Origin of the sequence: Xanthomonas vesicatoria ATCC 35937, from assembly GCF_001908725.1 — a bacterium.
In the GTDB taxonomy this organism is placed as follows: Bacteria; Pseudomonadota; Gammaproteobacteria; order Xanthomonadales; family Xanthomonadaceae; genus Xanthomonas; species Xanthomonas vesicatoria.
On the sequence record NZ_CP018725.1, the window covers coordinates 193038 to 213303 of the forward strand.

Annotated in this window: 15 protein-coding genes; 5 read left to right on the plus strand and 10 right to left on the minus strand. The window is 63.7% G+C overall.

Annotation, left to right across the window (positions count from 1 at the left end; all coding sequences use genetic code 11):
• Window positions 1-173 precede the first annotated feature (173 nt).
• Entirely contained in the window at window positions 174-1856 is a 1683-nt protein-coding gene (gene rpfB / locus BJD12_RS00815) for a fatty acyl-CoA ligase RpfB (RefSeq protein WP_005993842.1), read from the minus strand.
• Between the two features lie 97 nt (window positions 1857-1953).
• On the opposite strand from rpfB, the gene BJD12_RS00820 reads away from it, so the two are divergent.
• Window positions 1954-2403: a Cif family virulence factor gene (locus tag BJD12_RS00820; RefSeq protein WP_005992521.1), complete on the plus strand. Its 450-nt coding sequence runs from the start codon at window positions 1954-1956 to the stop codon at window positions 2401-2403.
• A gap of 209 nt (window positions 2404-2612) precedes the next feature.
• On the opposite strand, the gene acnA is transcribed toward BJD12_RS00820, so the two are convergent.
• On the minus strand, window positions 2613-5381 hold the full coding sequence (acnA, locus tag BJD12_RS00825; protein ID WP_005993844.1) for an aconitate hydratase AcnA: 2769 nt from the start codon (window positions 5379-5381) through the stop codon (window positions 2613-2615).
• A 147-nt stretch (window positions 5382-5528) separates the two neighbouring features.
• Here acnA and BJD12_RS00830 point away from each other — a divergent pair, with 147 nt between their 5' ends.
• From BJD12_RS00830 to BJD12_RS00845, 4 genes are all read left to right on the plus strand, one after another.
• A complete protein-coding gene (locus tag BJD12_RS00830) occupies window positions 5529-5777 on the plus strand; it encodes an AbrB/MazE/SpoVT family DNA-binding domain-containing protein (RefSeq protein ID WP_042828159.1) in 249 nt (82 codons plus the stop codon).
• On the plus strand, window positions 5774-6184 hold the full coding sequence (locus tag BJD12_RS00835; protein ID WP_005993849.1) for a type II toxin-antitoxin system VapC family toxin: 411 nt from the start codon (window positions 5774-5776) through the stop codon (window positions 6182-6184). The genes BJD12_RS00830 and BJD12_RS00835 overlap by 4 nt, the downstream gene beginning before the upstream one ends.
• Before the next feature lie 64 nt (window positions 6185-6248).
• A complete protein-coding gene (gene acnB / locus BJD12_RS00840) occupies window positions 6249-8840 on the plus strand; it encodes a bifunctional aconitate hydratase 2/2-methylisocitrate dehydratase (RefSeq protein ID WP_005993851.1) in 2592 nt (863 codons plus the stop codon).
• Between the two features lie 197 nt (window positions 8841-9037).
• Entirely contained in the window at window positions 9038-9883 is an 846-nt protein-coding gene (locus tag BJD12_RS00845; RefSeq protein WP_005993853.1) for an alpha/beta fold hydrolase, read from the plus strand.
• Window positions 9884-10088: 205 nt separating this feature from the next.
• On the opposite strand, the gene BJD12_RS00850 is transcribed toward BJD12_RS00845, so the two are convergent.
• From BJD12_RS00850 to BJD12_RS00885, 8 genes are all read right to left on the minus strand, one after another.
• Window positions 10089-12458 (minus strand): EAL domain-containing protein, encoded by a 2370-nt coding sequence (locus BJD12_RS00850; RefSeq protein WP_005993855.1) that lies wholly within the window; start codon window positions 12456-12458, stop codon window positions 10089-10091.
• Between the two features lie 6 nt (window positions 12459-12464).
• Window positions 12465-13541 (minus strand): protein-glutamate methylesterase/protein-glutamine glutaminase, encoded by a 1077-nt coding sequence (locus tag BJD12_RS00855; RefSeq protein ID WP_005993857.1) that lies wholly within the window; start codon window positions 13539-13541, stop codon window positions 12465-12467.
• Window positions 13538-14134 carry a chemoreceptor glutamine deamidase CheD gene (gene cheD / locus BJD12_RS00860; protein WP_005993860.1) on the minus strand — a complete coding sequence of 199 codons (597 nt, stop codon included), beginning with the start codon at window positions 14132-14134 and terminating at the stop codon, window positions 13538-13540. Before cheD ends, BJD12_RS00855 begins: the two co-directional genes overlap by 4 nt.
• Entirely contained in the window at window positions 14131-14997 is an 867-nt protein-coding gene (locus BJD12_RS00865; protein ID WP_005993862.1) for a CheR family methyltransferase, read from the minus strand. Before BJD12_RS00865 ends, cheD begins: the two co-directional genes overlap by 4 nt.
• Before the next feature lie 205 nt (window positions 14998-15202).
• A complete protein-coding gene (locus tag BJD12_RS00870; RefSeq protein ID WP_042828161.1) occupies window positions 15203-17596 on the minus strand; it encodes a methyl-accepting chemotaxis protein in 2394 nt (797 codons plus the stop codon).
• A gap of 82 nt (window positions 17597-17678) precedes the next feature.
• Window positions 17679-18062, minus strand: a complete 384-nt coding sequence (locus tag BJD12_RS00875) for a hypothetical protein (RefSeq protein WP_005993867.1) — start codon at window positions 18060-18062, stop codon at window positions 17679-17681.
• 311 nt (window positions 18063-18373) lie between these two features.
• Window positions 18374-18859 carry a chemotaxis protein CheW gene (locus tag BJD12_RS00880; RefSeq protein ID WP_005993869.1) on the minus strand — a complete coding sequence of 162 codons (486 nt, stop codon included), beginning with the start codon at window positions 18857-18859 and terminating at the stop codon, window positions 18374-18376.
• Between the two features lie 121 nt (window positions 18860-18980).
• Window positions 18981-19769 (minus strand): flagellar brake protein, encoded by a 789-nt coding sequence (locus BJD12_RS00885; RefSeq protein WP_005993871.1) that lies wholly within the window; start codon window positions 19767-19769, stop codon window positions 18981-18983.
• Window positions 19770-20266: the final 497 nt, after the last annotated feature.

Sequence of the window (20266 nt, forward strand, 5' to 3'; positions counted from 1 at the left end):
TCTCCGTGAGACCGTCCGGCCGGCCGCCTTGCGGACGGAGATAAGGGTGAACGCGTGAGCGTGCGCCGACATTGGATTCTATGCGTGCAAAAGAGAACGCCCGCAAGGCTTTGCGGCCTTTGCGGGCGTCGTGACGACTGAACGTCTTCAACTCTGCGGTAGCAGCAAGCGAGCTACGCCTTGGGCGCATCCCGCAGTTCGCGGCGTAGGATCTTGCCGACGTTGGTTTTGGGCAATTCCTTGCGGAATTCGATCACGCGCGGCTGCTTGTAACCGGTCAAATTGGTCCGGCAGTGCGCCTTGACGTCGTCGGCCGTGAGGGCAGGGTCCTTCTTGACGATGACGACCTTGACGATCTCGCCGGACTTTTCATCTGGCACGCCGACCGCCGCCACTTCCAGCACACCGGGCATTGTAGCGATCACGTCTTCGATCTCGTTCGGGTAGACGTTGAAACCGGACACCAGAATCATGTCTTTCTTGCGATCGACGATATAGACGAAGCCATGCTCGTCCATGCGCGCAATGTCGCCGGTATGCAGCCAGCCGGCGTCGTCCATCACCTTGGCGGTTTCGTCGGGTTTCTTCCAATAGCCCTTCATCACCTGCGGACCCTTGATGCACAGCTCGCCAATGTCGCCGACGGCCAGCTCCGCACCAGCGTCGTCCTTGATGCAGGCATCGGTGGACGGAATCGGCAGGCCGATCGAGCCGTTGTAGTCCTTCAGATCCATTGGGTTAATGCAAGCGGCCGGCGAGGTTTCGGTCAGGCCGTAGGCCTCGACCAGGGTCAGGCCGGTGACCTTTTTCCAGCGTTCGGCGACCGAGCGCTGCACGGCCATGCCGCCACCCAGGGTCATCTTGAGCGAGGAAAAATCGATTTGATCGAAGCCGGGGGTATTGAGCAGGCCGTTGAACAGGGTGTTGACGCCGGTAAACGCGGTGAAGCGGGTCTTCTTCAATTCCTTGACGAAGCCGGGCATGTCGCGCGGATTGCTGATCAGGTGATTGCAGCCGCCGATCTTCATGAAGACCAGGCCGTTGGCCGTCAATGCAAAGATGTGGTACAGCGGCAGCGCGGTGATCACCACCTCGGCGCCTTCTTCCAGCTTGCCGGTGCCGGCAAGCCACTGGTGGGCCTGCTGCATGTTGGCCACCAGATTGCGGTGGGTGAGCATCGCGCCCTTGGCCACGCCGGTGGTGCCGCCGGTGTACTGCAGGAAGGCGATGTCATCGGGCTCGATCTGCAGCGTCGGCACGCTGTGCTTGCGGCCCAGCGCCAGTGCGTCGCGAAACCGGATCGCGCCCTTGATGCGGTAATCGGGCACCAGCTTCTTGACGTACTTGACGACGAAGTTGACCAGCGCCGCTTTCGGGAAGCCGAGCATGTCGCCCAGCCCGGTGGTGATCACCTGCTTGACCGGGGTGTCGGCGATGACCTGCTGCACGGTGGTACCGAAGTTGTCGATGACCACCAGCACGCTGGCGCCGGAGTCGATCAGCTGGTGCTTCAACTCACGCGGGGTGTAGAGCGGGTTGACGTTGACCACGGTCAGGCCGGCACGCAGCACGCCGAAGGTGGCGATCGGGTATTGCAGGCAGTTGGGCATCATCAAGGCGACGCGGTCGCCTTTCTTCAATTGCAGCTCGCCGAGCAGATAGGCAGCGAATTGTTCGACCAGTTGGTCCGCTTCGCGATAGGTAATGGTCTTGCCAAAGCTGTGATATGCGGGACGATCGGCAAAACGCGCGACAGACGTTGCGAACACTTCGGCAACGGTGCGGAACTGCTCCAGATCGATCTCGGCGGCAACGCCGGCCGGATAACTTTGCAACCAAGGACGTGCCTGATTCATCTGCCCCCCTCCAGGGAATTTAGTACGTGACGCGGTGTGTTCCACGGCACTACAACAACTGGCAGCATACCGTCATGGATGGAAAAGGCGAAGCGTGATGCACGGCAATATTCGGCGATGGCACTGGCGTTGGTCGCTCGTCATTTGCGCGCTGCTCCTGGCCGCTTGCGCGCGTGAAGCGCCGGAGCAGCGGCTGCGTGCGACCTTGCAACACATGCATGAGGCGATCGAGGCGCGCGACATCGGTGAGGCAATGACACCGGTCTCCGCCGATTTCGTGGGCGAGCAGGGCCTGGATGCCACTGGGTTGCGGCGCTTGATGCGGCTGCAGATGCTGGGCCACCGGCAGATCGGCGTCACCGTGGGGCCGCTGGAGGTGGAGCTGCGTGGGCAGACGGCTACCGTGCGCTTCACTGCCTTGCTCACTGGCGGCAGCGGTGGCTGGGTGCCCGAGCAGGCGCAGGCCTATCGGGTGACGACTGGCTGGCGGTTGCAGGACGGTGATTGGGCGGTTTATCACGCGCAGTGGGAACCGGCGGGGCAGTGAGGGCGTTTGGGCGCTGGGCACGCCGCCACACCGATAACGAAACAGAGAGCCTGCGCCGTGGCCCGGCATGCTGGGGCGTTGGTGCATGGCGGCGCTTGCGTTGCGATGGATCGCTAGCGCCAAAACGCCGTACACGGCAACCGCGCGACCCCACAAACGACATTCCCGCCAATCGGCGGGAATGTCGGTCGACCGTCAGACGCCAAGGATCAGGCTGTCTTGCGTGCAGCCAGTTGGCGCAGCACGTACTGAAGCAGGCCGCCGTGCTTGAAGTACTCCACTTCCTTGGGCGTCAGCAGCAGCACCTTCACCTGGAACTGCTTGACGCTGCCGTCGGACTTCCTGGCATCGACGGTGGCGCGACGGCTGGCGCCGTCCTGCAGGCCGGTGATGTCCAGCACTTCCGAACCATCCAGACCCAGCGTCTGCGCGTTTTCGTTTTCCAGGAACTGCAGTGGCAGCACCCCCATGCCGACCAGGTTGGAACGGTGGATGCGCTCGAAGCTTTCGGCGATCACCGCCTTGACGCCGAGCAGGTTGGTGCCCTTGGCCGCCCAGTCGCGCGAGGAGCCGGTGCCGTATTCCTTGCCGGCCAGCACCACCAGCGGCACGCCGTCGGCCTTGTATTTCACCGCCGCATCGTAGATCGCCAGCTTTTCCGGTTGGCCGCCGTCGGCCGGGTAATACAGCGTATTGCCGCCTTCTTCGCCGCCGAACATCAGGTTCTTGATGCGGATATTGGCGAAGGTGCCGCGCACCATCACGTCGTCGTTGCCACGGCGGCTGCCGTAGCTGTTGAAGTCGGCCGGCTGCACGCCGCGTTCCTGCAGAAAACGGCCTGCCGGCGAATCCTTCTTGATGTTGCCGGCCGGGGAGATGTGGTCGGTGGTGATCGAGTCGCCGAACAGGCCCATGATCCGCGCGCCATGCACGTCATCTACGTGGCCGACCTGCATGGTCATGCCATCGAAGTAGGGCGGGTTCTTGATGTAGGTGGATGCCGCATCCCACTCGTACAACGCGCCATCTGGGGAGGCGATGGTGTTCCAGCGCGTATCGCCCTTGAACACATCGGCGTAGTTCTGCTTGAACATTTCCGGGCCGACGGTGGCGGCGATGGTGTCGCCGATTTCTTTGTTGCTCGGCCAGATGTCGCGCAGGTAGACCGGCTGTCCATCGCTACCGGTGCCCAACGGTTCGGTGGTAAGGTCGATATCGGTGGTGCCGGCGATCGCATAGGCGACCACCAACGGCGGCGAGGCCAGGTAATTCATTTTGACTTCGGGGTGCACGCGGCCTTCGAAGTTGCGGTTGCCCGACAACACCGAGGTCACCACCAGGTCGTCCTTGGCAATCGCGGCAGACACGTCTTCCGGCAGCGGGCCGGAGTTGCCGATGCAGGTGGTGCAGCCGTAGCCGACCACGTAGAAGCCCAGTTTTTCCAGATCGGCGAGTACGCCCGCCTTGCTCAGGTAATCGGTGACCACGCGCGAGCCCGGCCCGAGTGAAGTCTTGACCCACGGCTGCGCCTTCAAGCCCTTGGCCGCGGCGTTACGTGCAAGCAGGCCCGCCCCCAGCATCACCGCCGGGTTGGAGGTATTGGTGCACGAGGTGATGGCGGCGATGACCACCGAGCCATCGCGCAGCTGCCAGCCGGCGCCGCTGTCGGCCGCGCCCTCGGCGTGGGCAGCCTTGGCACCGACCGCGGTGCCACCACCGCCTTCGTTCTTCAGCCGATCTTCCTGCTTGATGTCGCCCAGCCGCTTGCTACGCGCCTCGGCGAACGGCTTCAGGCTTTCGCGGTAGTTGCGCTGCATGTCTTCCAGCAGCACGCGGTCTTGCGGACGCTTGGGGCCAGCCAGCGACGGCTTGACCTCGCCCATGTCCAGTTCCAGCGTGGCGCTGTACTGCGCGGGCGGGGTGGTGGCGTCGTGCCACAGGCCCTGCGCCTTTGCATAGGCTTCTACCAACGCAATCTGCTCCTCGCTGCGGCCGGACAGGCGCAGATAGGTCAGCGATTCTTCGTCAACCGGGAAGATGCCGCAGGTAGCGCCGTATTCCGGTGCCATGTTGCCGATGGTGGCGCGATCGGCCAGCGGCAGGTGCTGCAGGCCTTCGCCGAAGAACTCGACGAACTTGCCCACCACGCCGGCCTTGCGCAGCATCTGGGTCACGGTCAGCACCAGATCGGTGGCAGTGGCGCCTTCGGGCAGTTTGCCGGTGAGCTTGAAGCCCACCACCTGCGGAATCAGCATCGAGGAGGGCTGGCCCAGCATTGCGGCCTCGGCCTCGATGCCGCCCACGCCCCAGCCCAGCACGCCGATACCATTGATCATGGTGGTGTGGCTGTCGGTGCCGAACACGGTGTCCGGATAGGCAATCAGGCGTCCGTCCTTGTCTGCGCTCATCACCACGCGGGCGAGGTTCTCCAGGTTGACCTGGTGGACGATGCCGGTGTTGGGCGGCACCACCTTGAAGTTTTCGAACGCCTTCTGGCCCCAGCGCAAGAAGCCGTAGCGTTCCTGGTTGCGCTGGAACTCGATCTTGCCGTTTAGGTCGAGCGCGTCGGGCTTGCCGAACACGTCCACCTGCACCGAATGGTCGATGACCAGTTCGGAGGGAATCTGCGGGTTGATCTGGTCGGCCTTGCCGCCCAGTTTGACCACCGCATCGCGCATCGCGGCCAGGTCGACCACGCATGGCACGCCCGTGAAATCCTGCAGCACCACGCGTGCGGGCATGAAGGCGATTTCGATATCCGGTTCGGCCTTGGGGTCCCACTTGGCGACTGCTTCGATGTGATCCTTGCCGACGGTCACGCCGCCGTCTTCGTGCCGGAGCAGGTTCTCCAGCAGGATCTTCATCGAGTAGGGCAGGTGGGCGATATCGAAGCGCTCGCCCAGTTTGGGCAGGCTGTAATAGTCGTAGCGCTTGCCGTGGACCTCGAACGAGGTGCGGGTAGAAAAGGAATCGCTCATGCATCACTCCTATGGCGTCGAAGGCTTTAGGTAGGCGCTCATTCTGAGCGATTCAGTGTGTACGCACGGTGTGTCCGAGTCGATCTGTCTGCTTGAGTACGAGCGGCCGAGTACGTATGATGTGTGCATACTTTCTGGAGCATGCTCATGGAAGCCACTGTTGCCGAACGCGGACAGATCACGCTGCCCAAGGCCGTGCGCGATGCCCTGGGCCTGACCAAGGGCACCACGCTCAAGATCGAACTCGATGGTGGGCGCATCATCTTGCGTAAGGATGTCAGCGAGGCGCTGCGCAAGGTGCGCGGCAAGTTCACGCTGGTCGATGGCCTGACCAGCACCGACGAGGCCATGCGCGCCATCCGCGGCCGCGCGCCCGGGGATCCGTTCGACCCATGATCGCCCTGGATTCTTCGGTATTGCTGGACATCCTGATCGGCGACCCGGTGTACGGCGAAGTGTCGGAAATCTGCATCGGCGATGCGCTGGCGCGCGACGAGGTGGTGGTCTGCGATGCGGTGGTGGCCGAGGTGCTGGCCATGCTGGACACCCAGGTCGACCTGATGGAAACCCTGGCCTCGATCGGGGTGCGTTACGAAGCCACCCAGGAGGCGGCGGCGGTGCGCGCCGGCCATATGAACAAGCGCTTCCGTGCGCGTGGCGGCAAGCGCGAGCGGGTGGTGGCGGATTTTTTGATCGGCGCCCACGCGATGCTGCAGTGCGACGGGTTGATCACCCGCGACGAGGGCTTCTTCCGCGATTACTTCAAGGGCTTGAAGATCACCGTCCCCAAGCCCGCTGCCTGATCCACGCCTTCTGATCCACGTCTGACGTTTTTACACATTCACTGCTGTCCTTTGGAGAACCCGCATGTTGGAAGCCTATCGCCACCACGTTGCAGAGCGCGCCGCGCTCGGTATCCCGCCGCTGCCGCTGACCGCGCAGCAGACCGCCGAGGTCATCGAGCTGCTGAAGGCTCCGCCGGCAGGCGAAGACGCCTTCCTGGTCGAGCTCTTGAGCCAGCGCGTGCCGGCCGGCGTGGACGATGCCGCCAAGGTCAAGGCTTCATACCTGGCCGCCGTGGCCTTCGGCACCGAGAAGACCGCACTGATCAGCCCGACGCGTGCCACCGAGCTGCTCGGCACCATGCTGGGCGGCTACAACATCCAGCCGCTGATCGACCTGCTGGACAATGCCGAGTTGGGCGCCACCGCCGCCGAAGCGCTCAAGCACACCTTGCTGGTGTTCGATGCCTTCCATGACGTGCAGGAAAAGGCCGAAGCCGGCAACGCGCACGCCAAGGCCGTGCTGCAGAGCTGGGCCGACGCCGAGTGGTTCACCAGCAAGCCGGAAGTGCCGCAGAGCATGACCGTCACCGTGTTCAAGGTGCCGGGCGAAACCAACACCGACGACCTGTCGCCGGCCCCGGATGCGACCACCCGCCCGGACATCCCGCTGCACGCGCTGGCGATGCTGAAGAACGCCCGCGAGGGCGCAGCCTTCGTGCCGGAAGAAGACGGCAAGCGCGGCCCGATCCAGGCCATTGCCGATCTCAAGGACAAGGGCCATCTGGTTGCTTATGTGGGCGACGTGGTCGGTACCGGTTCCTCGCGCAAGTCGGCGACCAACTCGGTGCTGTGGTGGACCGGCGAAGACATTCCATACATTCCGAACAAGCGCTTCGGCGGCGTGTGCCTGGGCAGCAAGATCGCCCCGATCTTCTACAACACGATGGAAGACGCTGGCGCGTTGCCGATCGAGCTGGACGTGTCGCAGATGGAGCACGGCGACGTGGTCGAGCTGCGTCCCTACGACGGCAAGGCGCTGAAGAATGGTCAGGTGATTGCCGAGTTCGCGATGAAGTCGGACGTGCTGTTCGACGAAGTGCGCGCCGGTGGCCGCATTCCGCTGATCGTCGGCCGTGGCCTCACCGCCAAGGCGCGCGAGTTCCTGGGCCTGCCGGCCTCGGACCTGTTCCGCCTGCCGATGGACCCGCCGGACACCGGCAAGGGTTTCTCGCTGGCGCAGAAGATGGTTGGCCGCGCGTGTGGCTTGCCGGAAGGCCAAGGCATGCGCCCGGGCACCTATTGCGAGCCGAAGATGACCTCGGTGGGCTCGCAGGACACCACCGGCCCGATGACCCGCGACGAGCTCAAGGACCTGGCCTGCCTGGGCTTCTCGGCCGATCTGGTGATGCAGTCGTTCTGCCATACCGCGGCCTACCCGAAGCCGGTGGACGTCAAGACCCACCACACCCTGCCGGAATTCATCTCCACCCGCGGTGGCGTGTCGCTGCGTCCGGGCGATGGCGTGATCCATAGCTGGCTCAACCGCATGTTGCTGCCCGACACCGTGGGCACCGGCGGCGACTCGCATACGCGTTTCCCGATTGGCATTTCGTTCCCGGCCGGCTCGGGCCTGGTGGCCTTTGCGGCCGCCACCGGCGTGATGCCGCTGGATATGCCCGAGAGCGTGCTGGTGCGCTTCAAGGGCGAGATGCAGCCGGGCGTGACCCTGCGCGATCTGGTTAACGCCATCCCGCTGTACGCGATTAAAGACGGCCTGTTGACCGTGGCCAAGCAGGGCAAGAAGAACATCTTCTCCGGCCGCATCCTGGAAATCGAAGGCTTGCCAAACCTGAAGGTGGAGCAGGCGTTCGAATTGTCCGATGCCTCGGCCGAGCGTTCGGCGGCCGGTTGCACCGTGCACCTGGACAAGGCGCCGATCATCGAATACCTGACCAGCAATATCACCCTGCTGCGCTGGATGATTGCCGAAGGCTACGCCGATGCGCGCACGCTGGGCCGCCGCATCAAGAAGATGGAAGAGTGGCTGGCTGACCCGCAGCTGCTGCAGCCCGATGCCGACGCCGAGTACGCGGCGGTCATCGAAATCGACCTGGCCGATATCCATGAGCCGATCGTGGCGTGCCCGAACGACCCGGATGACGTCAAGACGCTGTCCGAGGTTGCCGGTGCGGCGATCGACGAGGTGTTCATCGGCTCGTGCATGACCAACATCGGTCACTTCCGTGCGGCGGCAAAGTTGCTCGAAGGCAAGCGCGACATTCCCACCCGGTTGTGGGTGGCTCCGCCGACCAAGATGGACGCCTCCGAGCTGACCAAGGAAGGCCATTACGGCACCTTTGGCGCAGCCGGCGCGCGCATGGAAATGCCGGGCTGCTCGCTGTGCATGGGCAATCAGGCGCAGGCACGCGAGGGCGCCACGGTGTTCTCCACCTCGACCCGTAACTTCCCCAATCGCCTGGGCCGCAACACCAATGTGTACCTGGGTTCGGCGGAACTGGCGGCGATCTGCTCGCGTCTGGGCCGGATCCCGACCAAGGAGGAGTACATGGCCGATGTGGGCGTGATCAAGACCAGTGGCGACCAGATCTACCGCTACATGAACTTCGATCAGATCCAGGAGTATCAGGACGTGGCAGACACCGTCGCGGCCTGATCCGCTGCTGCAGCGATGCGTTCGACGAAATGCCCGGCACTGCCGGGCATTTCGCTTTTCGGGCGATAACTTCGTTTTTGACAGCAGGATCGTGGGCGTTAAAGCAACTATCAGCTAACTGACGTGTGGCATTGCAACAAAAATCTGATGCGAAGAGGGCTAGATTGCGCCGCTTCCCCCACTTTCGCTCGATGCCGATGCCCACTTGCACGATCGCAGGTCAAACACTGCACTACACCCAACACGGCCAAGGCTTTCCGGTGCTGCTTGGCCACAGTTACCTCTGGGACGCGGCCATGTGGGAGCCGCAGATCCAAGCCCTGTCGCGGCACTACCAGGTCATCGTTCCCGAGCTCTGGGGACATGGCCAGTCGGGTCCACTGCCGCAAGGCACGCAGCAGATCGGCGATCTTGCCCGGCAAATGCTGGCGCTGCTGGACACGCTGGAGGTGCCGCAGTGCGCGGTGGTCGGCTTGTCGGTTGGCGGCATGTGGGGCGCCGAACTCGCCCTGATGGCGCCGGAACGCGTGCGCAGCCTGGTATTGATGGACACTTTCCTGGGAGCCGAACCGCAAGCCACGCGTGCGCGTTATTTCGGGATGCTGGATGCGATCGAGGCGGCCGGGCAGGTGACGCCTGCGCTGATCGAGGCGATCGTGCCGCTCTTCTTCCGCCCCGGCATCGATCTGACGTCGGCGTTGCCGGCTGCGTTCGCGCAGCGCCTGGCGGCGATGACGGCCGAGCAGCTGCGCACGTCGATTGTGCCGCTGGGCCGGTTGGTGTTCGGCCGTGCCGACCGGCTGGATGCCATGTCTGCGCTGGATCCCGCCAACACCTTCCTGCTCGGTGGCGAGGCGGATATTGCGCGGCCGCCGGAAGAGGTGTGGATGATGGCCGAAGCAATCTGCTGCGATTACGAGCTGATCCCGGACGCAGGCCATATCACCTCGCTGGAGAACCCGGCCTTCGTCAACGCACAGTTGCTGGGCTGGCTGAAGCGGACGGTGGGTCATGCCGAAGTAGAGCTGATGCGTGCGGGGTGAGGGCAATGGCCTCGCCCGACGCGGGATAAATCGCGTGGGTTCTTGAGTCCCTCTCCTGGCGGGGGAGGGGCTTGAAGCGCGCGCTCACCGCCGATGGCTTGAGAACTGCTTTCTGCAGGAAAGGCGCTCATTATTTGCGCCACCATGGCCTGCCTTCCTCGCTGGAAAGGAGTTCGCAGCCGTATTTGTTCGGCAGTTACGCTAGTTAAGGTTGCGCGCTTAGCCAGGCTTCCAGCGCCGGTGCCGGGAGGGGGCGCGAGAACAGGTAGCCCTGCAGGACTTCGCAGCCAAGGTCGGCCAGGAACAGGCGTTGCGCTTCGTTTTCGACGCCTTCGGCAACAACGTGCTTGCGCAGGTGCTCGCCGATGCGCAGCACCGACGTGGTGAGGGCGCGTGCGTCTTCGCTGTGTTCGATATCGCGTACGAAGCTCATGTCCAATTTGAGTTCGTCGATCGGCAGACGGTGCAAATGGCTCAGGCTCGAATAACCGGTGCCGAAGTCGTCCAGCGATAAGGAGATGCCTGCTTCGCGGATGGCATGCAGATTTTCCAGCACGCCCGGCTGGCCGGACAGCATCACGCTTTCGGTCAATTCCAGCGTCAGGTCGCAGGCTTGCACGCCGGTATCTGCGATCAGTCGGAGCAGGTCGGGCAGCATGCGCGGGCTTTCGAAGCCGCTTGCCGACAAGTTGACCGAGACGCGGGTGACCGGCACGCCGCGGTTGCGCCAGTCGGCGACCTGTTCGCAGGCGCGCCGCAGGACCCAGGCATTGAGCTGCGGCATCATGCCTTGCTCTTCGGCGACTGGCAGAAAGCGTGCGGGCGAAATCGTGCCGAGTTGCGGATGATTCCAGCGCAGCAGGGCTTCGACGCCGTACAACGCATGCGGAGCGGCGCTGTGCAGTTGCGGCTGGTAATGCAGCTGCAATTGGTCGCGACCGATGGCCTGACGCAATTCCGCCTCCAACGCTACGCGCTCCTGCGCCATGCGATTCATGTCAGAACTGAAAAAACGGAAGCGTCCGCCGCCTTCCTTCTTGGCGCGATTCATTGCCAGATCGGCATGCCGCAGCAGGATATTGATGTCGCGCCCGTCTTCGGGAAACATGGCCACGCCGATGCTGGCCGACGGATGCACGGTCATATGGCCCACCGGCAGCGGGCTGGAAATACTGCCCAGCAGGCGTTCTGCCGCAGCGGTCGCCTGCTCGGCACTGCATTGCGGCAAGGCAAGTGCGAATTCGTCGCCGGCCACGCGTGCCAGCATGGCAGTCGCGGCCAGCTGCTCGCCGATACGCAGCGCGACGTCGCGCAACAGGCCGTCGCCGGCAGAATGGCCTTGACTGTCGTTGATCAGTTTGAAGCGGTCGATGTTGATGAACATCAACGCGGCTGGCTCGGCGGCGTATTCGGCCTGGGTCAACGCTTGCTCGGCACGCGCGCTGAACATGATGCGGTTTGGCAGGCCCGTCAGCGCGTCGTAGAACGCGAGCTGATGCACGCGTTGACGGGTCTGCTCGCGTTCCAGCGCGAGCGTGCACAGCTGCTGACACAGCTCGGTCAGCCGCACGTGCCAGGCGTCTGCACGTTGCGGCTTGCGGTAATACAGCGCAAAGGTGCCGAGCACGCGCGAGCTGTTGGAGCGTATCGGCGTACTCCAGCAGGCGCGCAGGCCCATCGGGATCAGCAGGTCGCGGTAAGCGGTAAACAATGGGTCGGTCGCGATGTCTTCCACCATTACCGCACGGCCGCGCCAGGCAGCGGCGCCGCAGGCACCTGCATCGGGGGCGATCTTCAGGCCGTTGACGGCATCGGCGTATTCGGGCGGCAGACTTGGCGCGGCCAACGAATGCAGGTAGCCCTGGTTATCGGCGCCCATGACGGTTGCCAACACTTCCGGTGCAATACGTTCGACTTCCGTGCAGATGAGCGTCATCACCTCGATCAGGGGGCGCTCCTTTACGAGCGCTTCCAGCACACGGTGCTGCAGTACCTCGTGCATCTTGGTGTCGGTGATGTCGGTCAGCACCGCCACGTAGTGCGATGGATTGTGTCTGGCGTCGTAGATCGGGTTGAAGTTGAGGGAAATCCACAACGGCGAACCGTCCTTGCGATAGACCAGCAAGTCGGCACGGGTTTGCTGCAAGGCATCGGCGCGATCACGGATGCGCGAGACTTCGCTCTGGTCACTTTGCGCGCGGGTCAACACGTCCGACGGGCGCTGCCCGACCAGTTCGGCTTCGGTGTAGCCGAACATGCGCTGGAAGCCGTCGTTGGCATAGAGCAGGCGCGATTGCAGATCGCAGATGAGGATGGCGCTGCTGCTGCCATCCAGCGCTTCGGCCAGCAGGCGCGAGCGACGGTCTTCCGGGTGCTCGCCGGGCTTGGCCATGCCGGCGGTCACCGGGCCAGGAATGCTTGGTCCGAGCGCGCGCGCTTGGTCCAGTGCGGCGATGGACGACGGATCGCCGACCAGGTCCGCTGTCGCCCACGCATCCGTCCCCGTGCGCGTGACAGGGTCTGGTGCGCCTGCATGCGGCGGCAGGTCGGTCGGATCCGAGGGCGGCGCGCGCATGGACGGTCAGCGTGCCTGTGCCGACAGGGCGATCAGGCGCTCGGCGACACGGTCCAGCGGTACCACTTCCTGGGCGGCGCCGAGCTTGTAGGCGGCGCCCGGCATGCCCCAAACCACGCTGCTGGCCTCGTCCTGGACCAGAGTGGGGGCGCCGGCCTGCAGCATTTCCAGCAGGCCGCGCGCACCGTCGTCGCCCATGCCTGTGAGAATGGCGCCAACAGCGTTCGGGCCGGCGTTGGCGGCGACGGAGCGGAACAGCACATCCACCGCCGGCTTGTGGCGGTTGACCGGCGGGCCGTCGTCGATGCGGCAGCGCCAACGTGCACCGTCGCGGATGATGCGCAGATGCTGGCCGCCCGGCGGTACATAGGCGTGGCCGGGCAGGATCGCCTCGCCATCGCTGGCCTCGCGCACCGACATCGCCGAATGGCGATTGAGGCGCTCGGCGAATGCAGTGCTGAAACTGGCCGGCAGATGCTGGGTCATCACCACCGCCGGGGCATCGGCAGGCATGTGTTCGAGTACCACGCGCAGCGCTTCTGTGCCGCCGGCGGAAGCGCCGATGGCGATCAGGCGGTCGGTGGTGCGGAAGCGCAGCGCGCTGCCCGGTACCGGTGCGGACTGCATGTCCAGGGTGACCTTGGGCGCGCTGGGGCGATGCAGCGCGCTGACTTTGGCCTTGGCGGCCATCTTGACCTTGTTGACGATTTCTTCGGCATAGCCTTCCAGACCGCGCGCGACGTCGATCTTGGGCTTGGACACGAAGTCCACCGCACCCAGCGACAACGCCTGCAAGGTGGTGTCGGCGCCGCGCTCGGTGAGCGATGAGATCATCACCACCGGGGTAGGGCGCAGGCGCATCAGGTTTTCCAGAAAGACCAGGCCGTCCATGCGCGGCATTTCCACATCCAGCGTGATCACGTCCGGATTGAGGCGTTTGATCTTCTCGCGCGCCAGGATCGGGTCGGCGGCCGAGCCGATGACTTCGATGCCGGGATCGCGCGAAAGGATTTCGGTGAGCATCTGACGTACCACCGCCGAGTCGTCGACGATCAGTACACGTACGGGAGTTTCCAGCGTCATTCGAACAACTCCACTCCACCGGTGACCGGTGCTTTGGACAGACGGGCGCGCACGGCCGATTCTGTGGCGGCAACTTCGGCTTCGTGTGCGTGCGGCAAGCGCTGCACGACTACCCGGCCGGTCGTCGGGAAGAACCACACCTTGCGCGGATGGATGCCGCACAGATCTTCGGCAATGATGGGGATGTGTTCGGCCTGCAGGTACTGACGCACGAACTCGGCGTTGCGGGTGCCGACCGGATTGCTGGTGAAGCCCTTGAGTACGTTGGCACCGCCGAAGACCTTGGCTTCGATGCGTTTGCGATGCGCGCCGCGCTTGAGCATGTCGTTGATCAGCAACTCCATCGCATAACTGCCGTAGCGCGCTGGTGCACCGTCGCCGACCTGGCCTTCGGGCAGCAGGAAGTGATTCATGCCGCCGATCTTGAGCACCGGGTCGCGCAGGCAGGCGGCAACGCACGATCCCAAGGTGGTCGTCAACGCGGTGTCGTCGTCCACCACCAGGTACTGGGTGGGCAGCAGCTTGGCGGTGATGGTCTGGAAGCGCGAATCGCGGTAACGCATCACGTCGTCGACTTGCACGGCGGTACTCATGCAGATGCCCCCGAACGCGGGGCGCGCCGATACAGCGTGCGTCCGCACGGCTGGATCAGATCGGCTGCGTGCAGGTAATTCTCCGAATGCCCGGTGTAGAGCAGACCGTCATCGCCCATGTGGCTGACCAGACGCGACAGGATGCCGCGCTGGGTCGGCTTGTCGAAATAGATCATCACGTTGCGGCAGAACAGCGCCGCGTACGGGCCGCCGACGTCGTACCGCGGTGCCAGCAGATTCAACGGGCGGTATTCGATGAGCTGGCGCAGCGCCGGGATTACCCGGCACTTGCCCTCGTTGGGGCCGCTGCCGCGCTGGAAGTACTTGCGCTTGATCGCCGCATCCAGCGACGCAACGCGGTCGATGGCATAGACGCCGCGCGAGGCGGTCTCCAACACCTGGGTGTCGACGTCGGTGGCGACGATGCTCACCGGCGGGGTCAGCGTACCGAAGGCTTCGCAGGCGGTGATGGCGATGGAGTAGGGCTCCTCGCCGGTGGACGCGGCGCACGACCAGATCTTCAAGGGCGCTTGTGATGCGCGCTTCTGCAATTCCTCACGCAGCTTGTCGAAGTGGTGGGGCTCGCGGAAGAACGAGGTCAGGTTGGTGGTCAGCGCGTTGGTGAACGCCTGCCATTCTTCTTCGTCGTTGCCCGCTTCCAGTTGGTCGATGTATTCGCGAAACGAGCGCAGTCCGAGCACGCGCAGGCGGCGTGACAGGCGGCCGTACACCATGTCGCGCTTGGCGGGTGCAAGGGAAATGCCGACGCGCTGATAAATCAGGTCGCAAACGCGCTTGAAGTCGCGGTCGCCGAAATCGAATTCGCGCGTGTCTGAGGCGGGAGTCGTAGTCGTCATATCCATACACGTCGTGAGCTATAACTGGATATCGGCCATGTGGCCACGCAACTGAAGCGTCAATCGTCGACAAGCTGCGGCTGGGTTCGGTGTCACCTCACGCAGCGACGCGACTGCAAAAGGCCGGTGGCGGAAAAACGCTGCCCGTCATTGCGAGAGGCAGAAACACGACGCCCCGGCGATGCGGGGCGTCGTGTACAACAGCCGTGAGTCAGGAGTGACTCAGAACTCTTGCCAGTTGCCAGTTGCCATCGGCCAGCGCGGCCTGTGGCTTGGCCGACCGCGCCGGCGCGGCCGCGGTGCGCACTGTTGACTTGGCCGCGGTCTTGACCGCGACCGGACGCGAAGCGACCGGGCGGACACGTGCTTGCGCAGCTGCGGCCGACTCGTCCAGCTTGAACACCGACACCGCCTCGGCCAGATGACCGGCCTGCTCTTCCATCGAGCGGGCGGCCGCAGTGGCTTCTTCCACCAGCGCAGCATTCTGCTGGGTGGTCTCGTCCATCTGGGTGATAGTCTGATTGACCTGCTCGATACCGGTCGACTGCTCCTGCGAGGCGGCAGAGATTTCGCCCATGATGTCGGTCACACGCTGCACGCTGGCCACGATTTCTGCCATGGTGGCACCGGCCTTGCGCACCAGCGCCGAGCCTTCGGCCACCTTGTGCACGGAGTCGTCGATCAGGCCCTTGATCTCCTTGGCGGCGCCGGCCGACCGCTGTGCCAACGTGCGCACCTCGGAAGCGACCACCGCAAACCCGCGGCCCTGTTCGCCGGCACGTGCCGCTTCCACCGCCGCGTTCAGTGCCAGGATGTTGGTCTGGAACGCAATGCCGTCGATGACCGAGATGATGTCGGCGATCTTCTTGGACGAGGCTTCGATGCCGGACATGGTGGTGACCACCTGCGATACCACGTCGCCGCCCTGCGAAGCCACACCGGTGGCGCCGATGGCCAGCTGATTGGCCTGACGCGCGCTTTCGGCATTCTGCTTGACGGTGGAGGTGAGCTCTTCCATCGAGGCAGCGGTTTCTTCCAGGTTGGCGGCCTGCTGTTCGGTGCGGTGCGACAGGTCGCTGTTGCCCGAGGCGATTTCGCCGGCTGCCGAGTTGATTGCGCTGGAGGAGAGCTTGATGCGACCGACGATGTCGGCCAATTGCTCGGCCGTGGCATTGGCATCGTCACGCATCTGCGCGAACACGCCACTGAACTGGCCATGCATGCGCACGGTCAGGTCGCCGCGCGACAGCGCAGACAGCAGTGCGGAGATTTGCTCCAGGCTGCCGGCATTGGCATCCAGCAAGCCGTTGAGCTGCTGCGCCAGTTGCAGGAAGAAACCTTGCTTGCCGTCGGTTTCGACGCGACCGCTCATGTCGCCACTGGCCGCGGCGCGCACGATGCGTGCGACTTCTTCTTCAACCTGGACTTCGATGGTGCGGTCGCGCCATTCGCAGACTTCGCCGGTGGTTTCACCTTGCTCGTTCTTGATGCCGGTGACGGTTTGCGCCAGCACGACTTCGCCGAAGCGCTCTTCGAAACTGGTGACGCCGTCGCGCTCCAGTGCGGCGATGGCCTTGCGCACGGTCGCATCCGACAGGCCAAGGTAGCTGATGTGCTGGCCGATGACCTTGCCCGCGTCGAACTCGGGCGATGCCAGACGGATGCTGCTTTCGTACTGCGCCACGATCTTCTTGAAGGCATCGTTGGCGTAGATCATCACGCGGTCGGGATCGGTGATGAAGGTGCCGGTGGACGATTTGTCCAGCGCGGTGCGAATGCGCAGGTTCTCGTCGGCGATCTTCCGGTCGCGTTCGATCCGCTCCTTCAGATCGCGCTGCATGCGCTGCATGGAGCGCATCAGTTCGCCCACTTCGTCCTGGCCCTGCACGTTGATCTGGCCATCCAGCTTGCCGCCGGCGATTTCGGTGGCGGTGCTCACCGCGCCGCGCATGCTGCGCACGATCGAGCGGGCGAACAGGAACGCCAGGCCCAGGCCGCCGGCGATGCCGATCAGCAATACCACCAGGGTCAGCGTGACCGAGGTTGCGTGGACTTTTTCGGCCTTGGTCTTGGCCGCCTGTGCCAGCAGATTGTCCTCGGCGATCAACGCCGCCAGCGAATCCTTAGCCTTGTTGTGCAAGGTACGGGTTTCGCCAACGAAGGTGTCGATGGCGTCGTCGGGAAGATTGAGTTCCATCATTTCATCGACGCTGGCGTACGAGGCCGAAGCCTTTTTCCAGTCGGCGACGAATACGTCGAAAAGCTTTTTCTGTTGCGGGCTTTCGATCAGGCGGGGATAACCCTTGATCGTCGCCTCGATTTCACCGTTGAGCCGCTTGGCGCGGACCTTGGCTTCCTGCTTGACCGCATCGCTGGCGCGCACCAGATTTTGATAAGACGCATTCCGGTATTCGCCGAGCATGCCGCGCAGATCGCCGGCTTCGCGCACGCTGGACATGGTGTTGCCGGCCAGGTCGCGGGTCACATTGTTGAGCGATGCCAGGCCCGAATACGCGATGATTCCCTGCACCAGCATGATCAGCAGCACGATGCCGAACGCCAGCATCAGCCGCGGCATCAATTTCAGATTATTGATCCATTTCATTGACACGATTCCCCCGTAGAAGTAAATCCGCATAATCCAGACAGCACATCGCCACGCATGGGCGTGGCGATGGGCAATGCGATTACTTGATGGTGGCGAGCTTCAGGCTGGCCGGGGAACTGACTTCGATTTCGGCGCGCGAGCTGTCGCGTTGGATCTTGCCGAGGACGCAGACGTCCTTGCCTTCCAGTGATTCCGGGGCAAAGCTGAACTTGCCGCGGTTGGCGCCGTCGATACGGGCTGAGAAGGTATGGCGCGGGAACATGCCGCCCATGTACAGGAAGGTCGGTTCGCCCTCCGAGCTTTGTGCGTACTTGGCCTTTTCGACCTTGCCGCACACCATGCCGTCCTTGCCGACGAAGCGGGTGGCCATCTCAGGCGGAATCATTTCCTGCGACTGGGCCGACAGCGTGGGAGCAACGATCACGAGAGCAGCGACGGGGAGGAGCGAGAGCAGGAACTTCATTTGGATTCTCCAGAATCGAAAGTCGAACAGTGACCCGTTTATGGACGCGGGCTTCTATTCAGCTATCGGCTAACTGAGGTTCAACTTGAATCCGAAAAACGTGATTTCCGTCTCACTTCCATTTTGTGGTGCGTCCCGTGTCGGGATGCTCCCGACACTTGATGGTGGTATGCGCGTTGGGCATAAACCATTGCGGCCGTCAGAGGGCTGCGGTGTCGCGAAGGCAACGATGCAGACCTGCTGCAACGCCGCGCTTGCCGACCACCGCATTCCCCTGACGACCGCAGGTCGCCGCACCCAGCCACTTTGAATCAGGCGGCTTCTTCAGCCAGCTGCTGCTGACCCAGCTCGGTGCTGTCCAGCAAGGTTTCGATATCCAGCAGGATTAGCATGCGATCGTCCTGGGTGCCGATGCCGGAGATGAAGCGGGTGTCCACCGAAGCGCCGAACTCAGGCGTCGGACGGATCTGGTCGTCGTTGAGCGGGATCACGTCCGAGACGCTGTCCACCACGATGCCGACGACGCGGTCTTCGACGTTAAGGACGATCATCACGGTGAAGGCGTCGTAGCGCGCTTCTTTCAGGCGCAGCTTCAGACGCAGGTCGATCACCGGCACGATGGTGCCGCGCAGATTGATCACACCCTTGATGTAATCGGGGGCGTCGGGCAGACGGGTGACCGAATCGTAGCCGCGGATTTCCTGCACTTTCAGGATGTCCACGCCGTAGTGTTCTTCGCCCAAGGCGAAGCTGAGGAATTCACCACCGGTGCCGGTGGCAGTGCTTTTGTCGTTCATGGAAACTCCGGGCGTTGCGGCTGAGTGTCAGGTTGCGGCACTGGGTTGAAAAGGCTGCCATAGCAACATCGGCGGGGCGCTGCGCAACTTTAGGTGCGTGGCTGCTGTGGTGCGGTCGGGTTCAGAACACGCCGCTCTTGCGCGCATTGCGCTGGCGGTCGACCCGGAAGATGTAGCGCTGGATGGTTTCGTCGGCGCCTCGCGGCAGATCGCTGAACTGCAAGCCGACACGGAAGCCTTCGCTGCCATTGGGCAGGGTCTGCTTGTACTGGCTGCATACGGTGAGTGGTAACGCGATCGGTGCGGCGTCTGGCAGTTGCAGCGTGCAGTTGCGGTACGTGCGCTGCGGCTCCAGTAGGGGCATGCCGGCGGTCAGCGATACCGCCAGGCCGCCGCTGCTGATGTCGATGACGCGCAGCTGCAGGTTGAGATTACCGCCCTGGGCCTCGTCCTGACGGATGATGCAGACCGGCGAGTCGGTGATCGGCGTTTCCAACCGGTACGACTCGCGCCGTTGCATGTGGTACATCGCGTCCGGCAACTCGGCGCGGAAGGCGACGTGGATGTCGCGGTCCAGGCGTTCGGCCTTTTCCAGACGGAAGCGGACATTGACCCGCTCCAGTTGCGCGTAGCAGAGCAGGTACTTGGCATCTTCGATGGCGCGGTTGGAGGCCTCGTTATGGCTGCCGTCCAGAATCACGCAGTCGTCGTCTTCATCCACTTCGAGCACGGCGGTGGGCACAGCCATGTCGCGCCCGGCCACGTGCATCGTCACAACCGCGCGTTGATCCAGCAGCTGACGCAGCAAGCCACGGATCTGCCGCTTGTTGCGCAGCAGGTAGCGCTCATCACCTTCGGCAAGGTGATCGTCGTGGTCCAGCTCTGACTCTGAGGTATCGCCTTGGGACATGGGCACAAGCACAGTGGTAACGGGAAGAGGCCCGGAGGGTTGTCCCGGCGTCGCCTTGATATCGGCGGCAAAGCGAAATCTTTAAGAGCCGCTAACAAAACTCGGACGCCTAGCGCGAGGAATCACCGGTCGCGATGGTCGGTGCAGCCGTTTCAACCAAGCAACCCGCCAACTCTCTGGTGCGGTGTCCTTGCCGCTTGCGGTATGGATGCCGCCATTGGGCCCCAAGGACGGGTTTACGGCGTGTCCCGCAAGCGGTGAGGGCACCGCGCCTTCAAGGTCTTTAGCGTTTGCTGCAGGGCTCTTGCCCGCTCACCATCGCAGGACACGCTGCAACTACGTCCTTGTAAACTCCGTGGCGGCATCCATGCCGCCAAGGGCCCCGCGATGGCGAGCGGACAAGCGCCAGTGAAGTTGGTCGGCGCGTTGGTGCAAGCGACAAGCAATGTTCGCCCGCAGTGCCGCGCGCCCTCGACTCACCCAGCGTTTGAGTCAAG

Bases quoted from the DNA above. Each gene is read 5' to 3' on its own strand.
- BJD12_RS00850 (WP_005993855.1), bottom strand. From the start codon at position 12,458: ATGCGCGCGCCGCCCTCGGATCCGACCGACCTGCCGCCGCATGCAGGC.
- BJD12_RS00830 (WP_042828159.1), top strand. From the start codon at position 5,529: ATGGAAGCCACTGTTGCCGAACGCGGACAGATCACGCTGCCCAAGGCC.
- acnA (WP_005993844.1), bottom strand. From the start codon at position 5,381: ATGAGCGATTCCTTTTCTACCCGCACCTCGTTCGAGGTCCACGGCAAG.
- BJD12_RS00880 (WP_005993869.1), bottom strand. From the start codon at position 18,859: ATGAACGACAAAAGCACTGCCACCGGCACCGGTGGTGAATTCCTCAGC.
- acnB (WP_005993851.1), top strand. From the start codon at position 6,249: ATGTTGGAAGCCTATCGCCACCACGTTGCAGAGCGCGCCGCGCTCGGT.
- BJD12_RS00820 (WP_005992521.1), top strand. From the start codon at position 1,954: ATGCACGGCAATATTCGGCGATGGCACTGGCGTTGGTCGCTCGTCATT.
- BJD12_RS00870 (WP_042828161.1), bottom strand. From the start codon at position 17,596: ATGAAATGGATCAATAATCTGAAATTGATGCCGCGGCTGATGCTGGCG.
- cheD (WP_005993860.1), bottom strand. From the start codon at position 14,134: ATGAGTACCGCCGTGCAAGTCGACGACGTGATGCGTTACCGCGATTCG.
- BJD12_RS00845 (WP_005993853.1), top strand. From the start codon at position 9,038: ATGCCCACTTGCACGATCGCAGGTCAAACACTGCACTACACCCAACAC.
- rpfB (WP_005993842.1), bottom strand. From the start codon at position 1,856: ATGAATCAGGCACGTCCTTGGTTGCAAAGTTATCCGGCCGGCGTTGCC.
- BJD12_RS00855 (WP_005993857.1), bottom strand. From the start codon at position 13,541: ATGACGCTGGAAACTCCCGTACGTGTACTGATCGTCGACGACTCGGCG.
- BJD12_RS00835 (WP_005993849.1), top strand. From the start codon at position 5,774: ATGATCGCCCTGGATTCTTCGGTATTGCTGGACATCCTGATCGGCGAC.
- BJD12_RS00865 (WP_005993862.1), bottom strand. From the start codon at position 14,997: ATGGATATGACGACTACGACTCCCGCCTCAGACACGCGCGAATTCGAT.
- BJD12_RS00875 (WP_005993867.1), bottom strand. From the start codon at position 18,062: ATGAAGTTCCTGCTCTCGCTCCTCCCCGTCGCTGCTCTCGTGATCGTT.
- BJD12_RS00885 (WP_005993871.1), bottom strand. From the start codon at position 19,769: ATGTCCCAAGGCGATACCTCAGAGTCAGAGCTGGACCACGACGATCAC.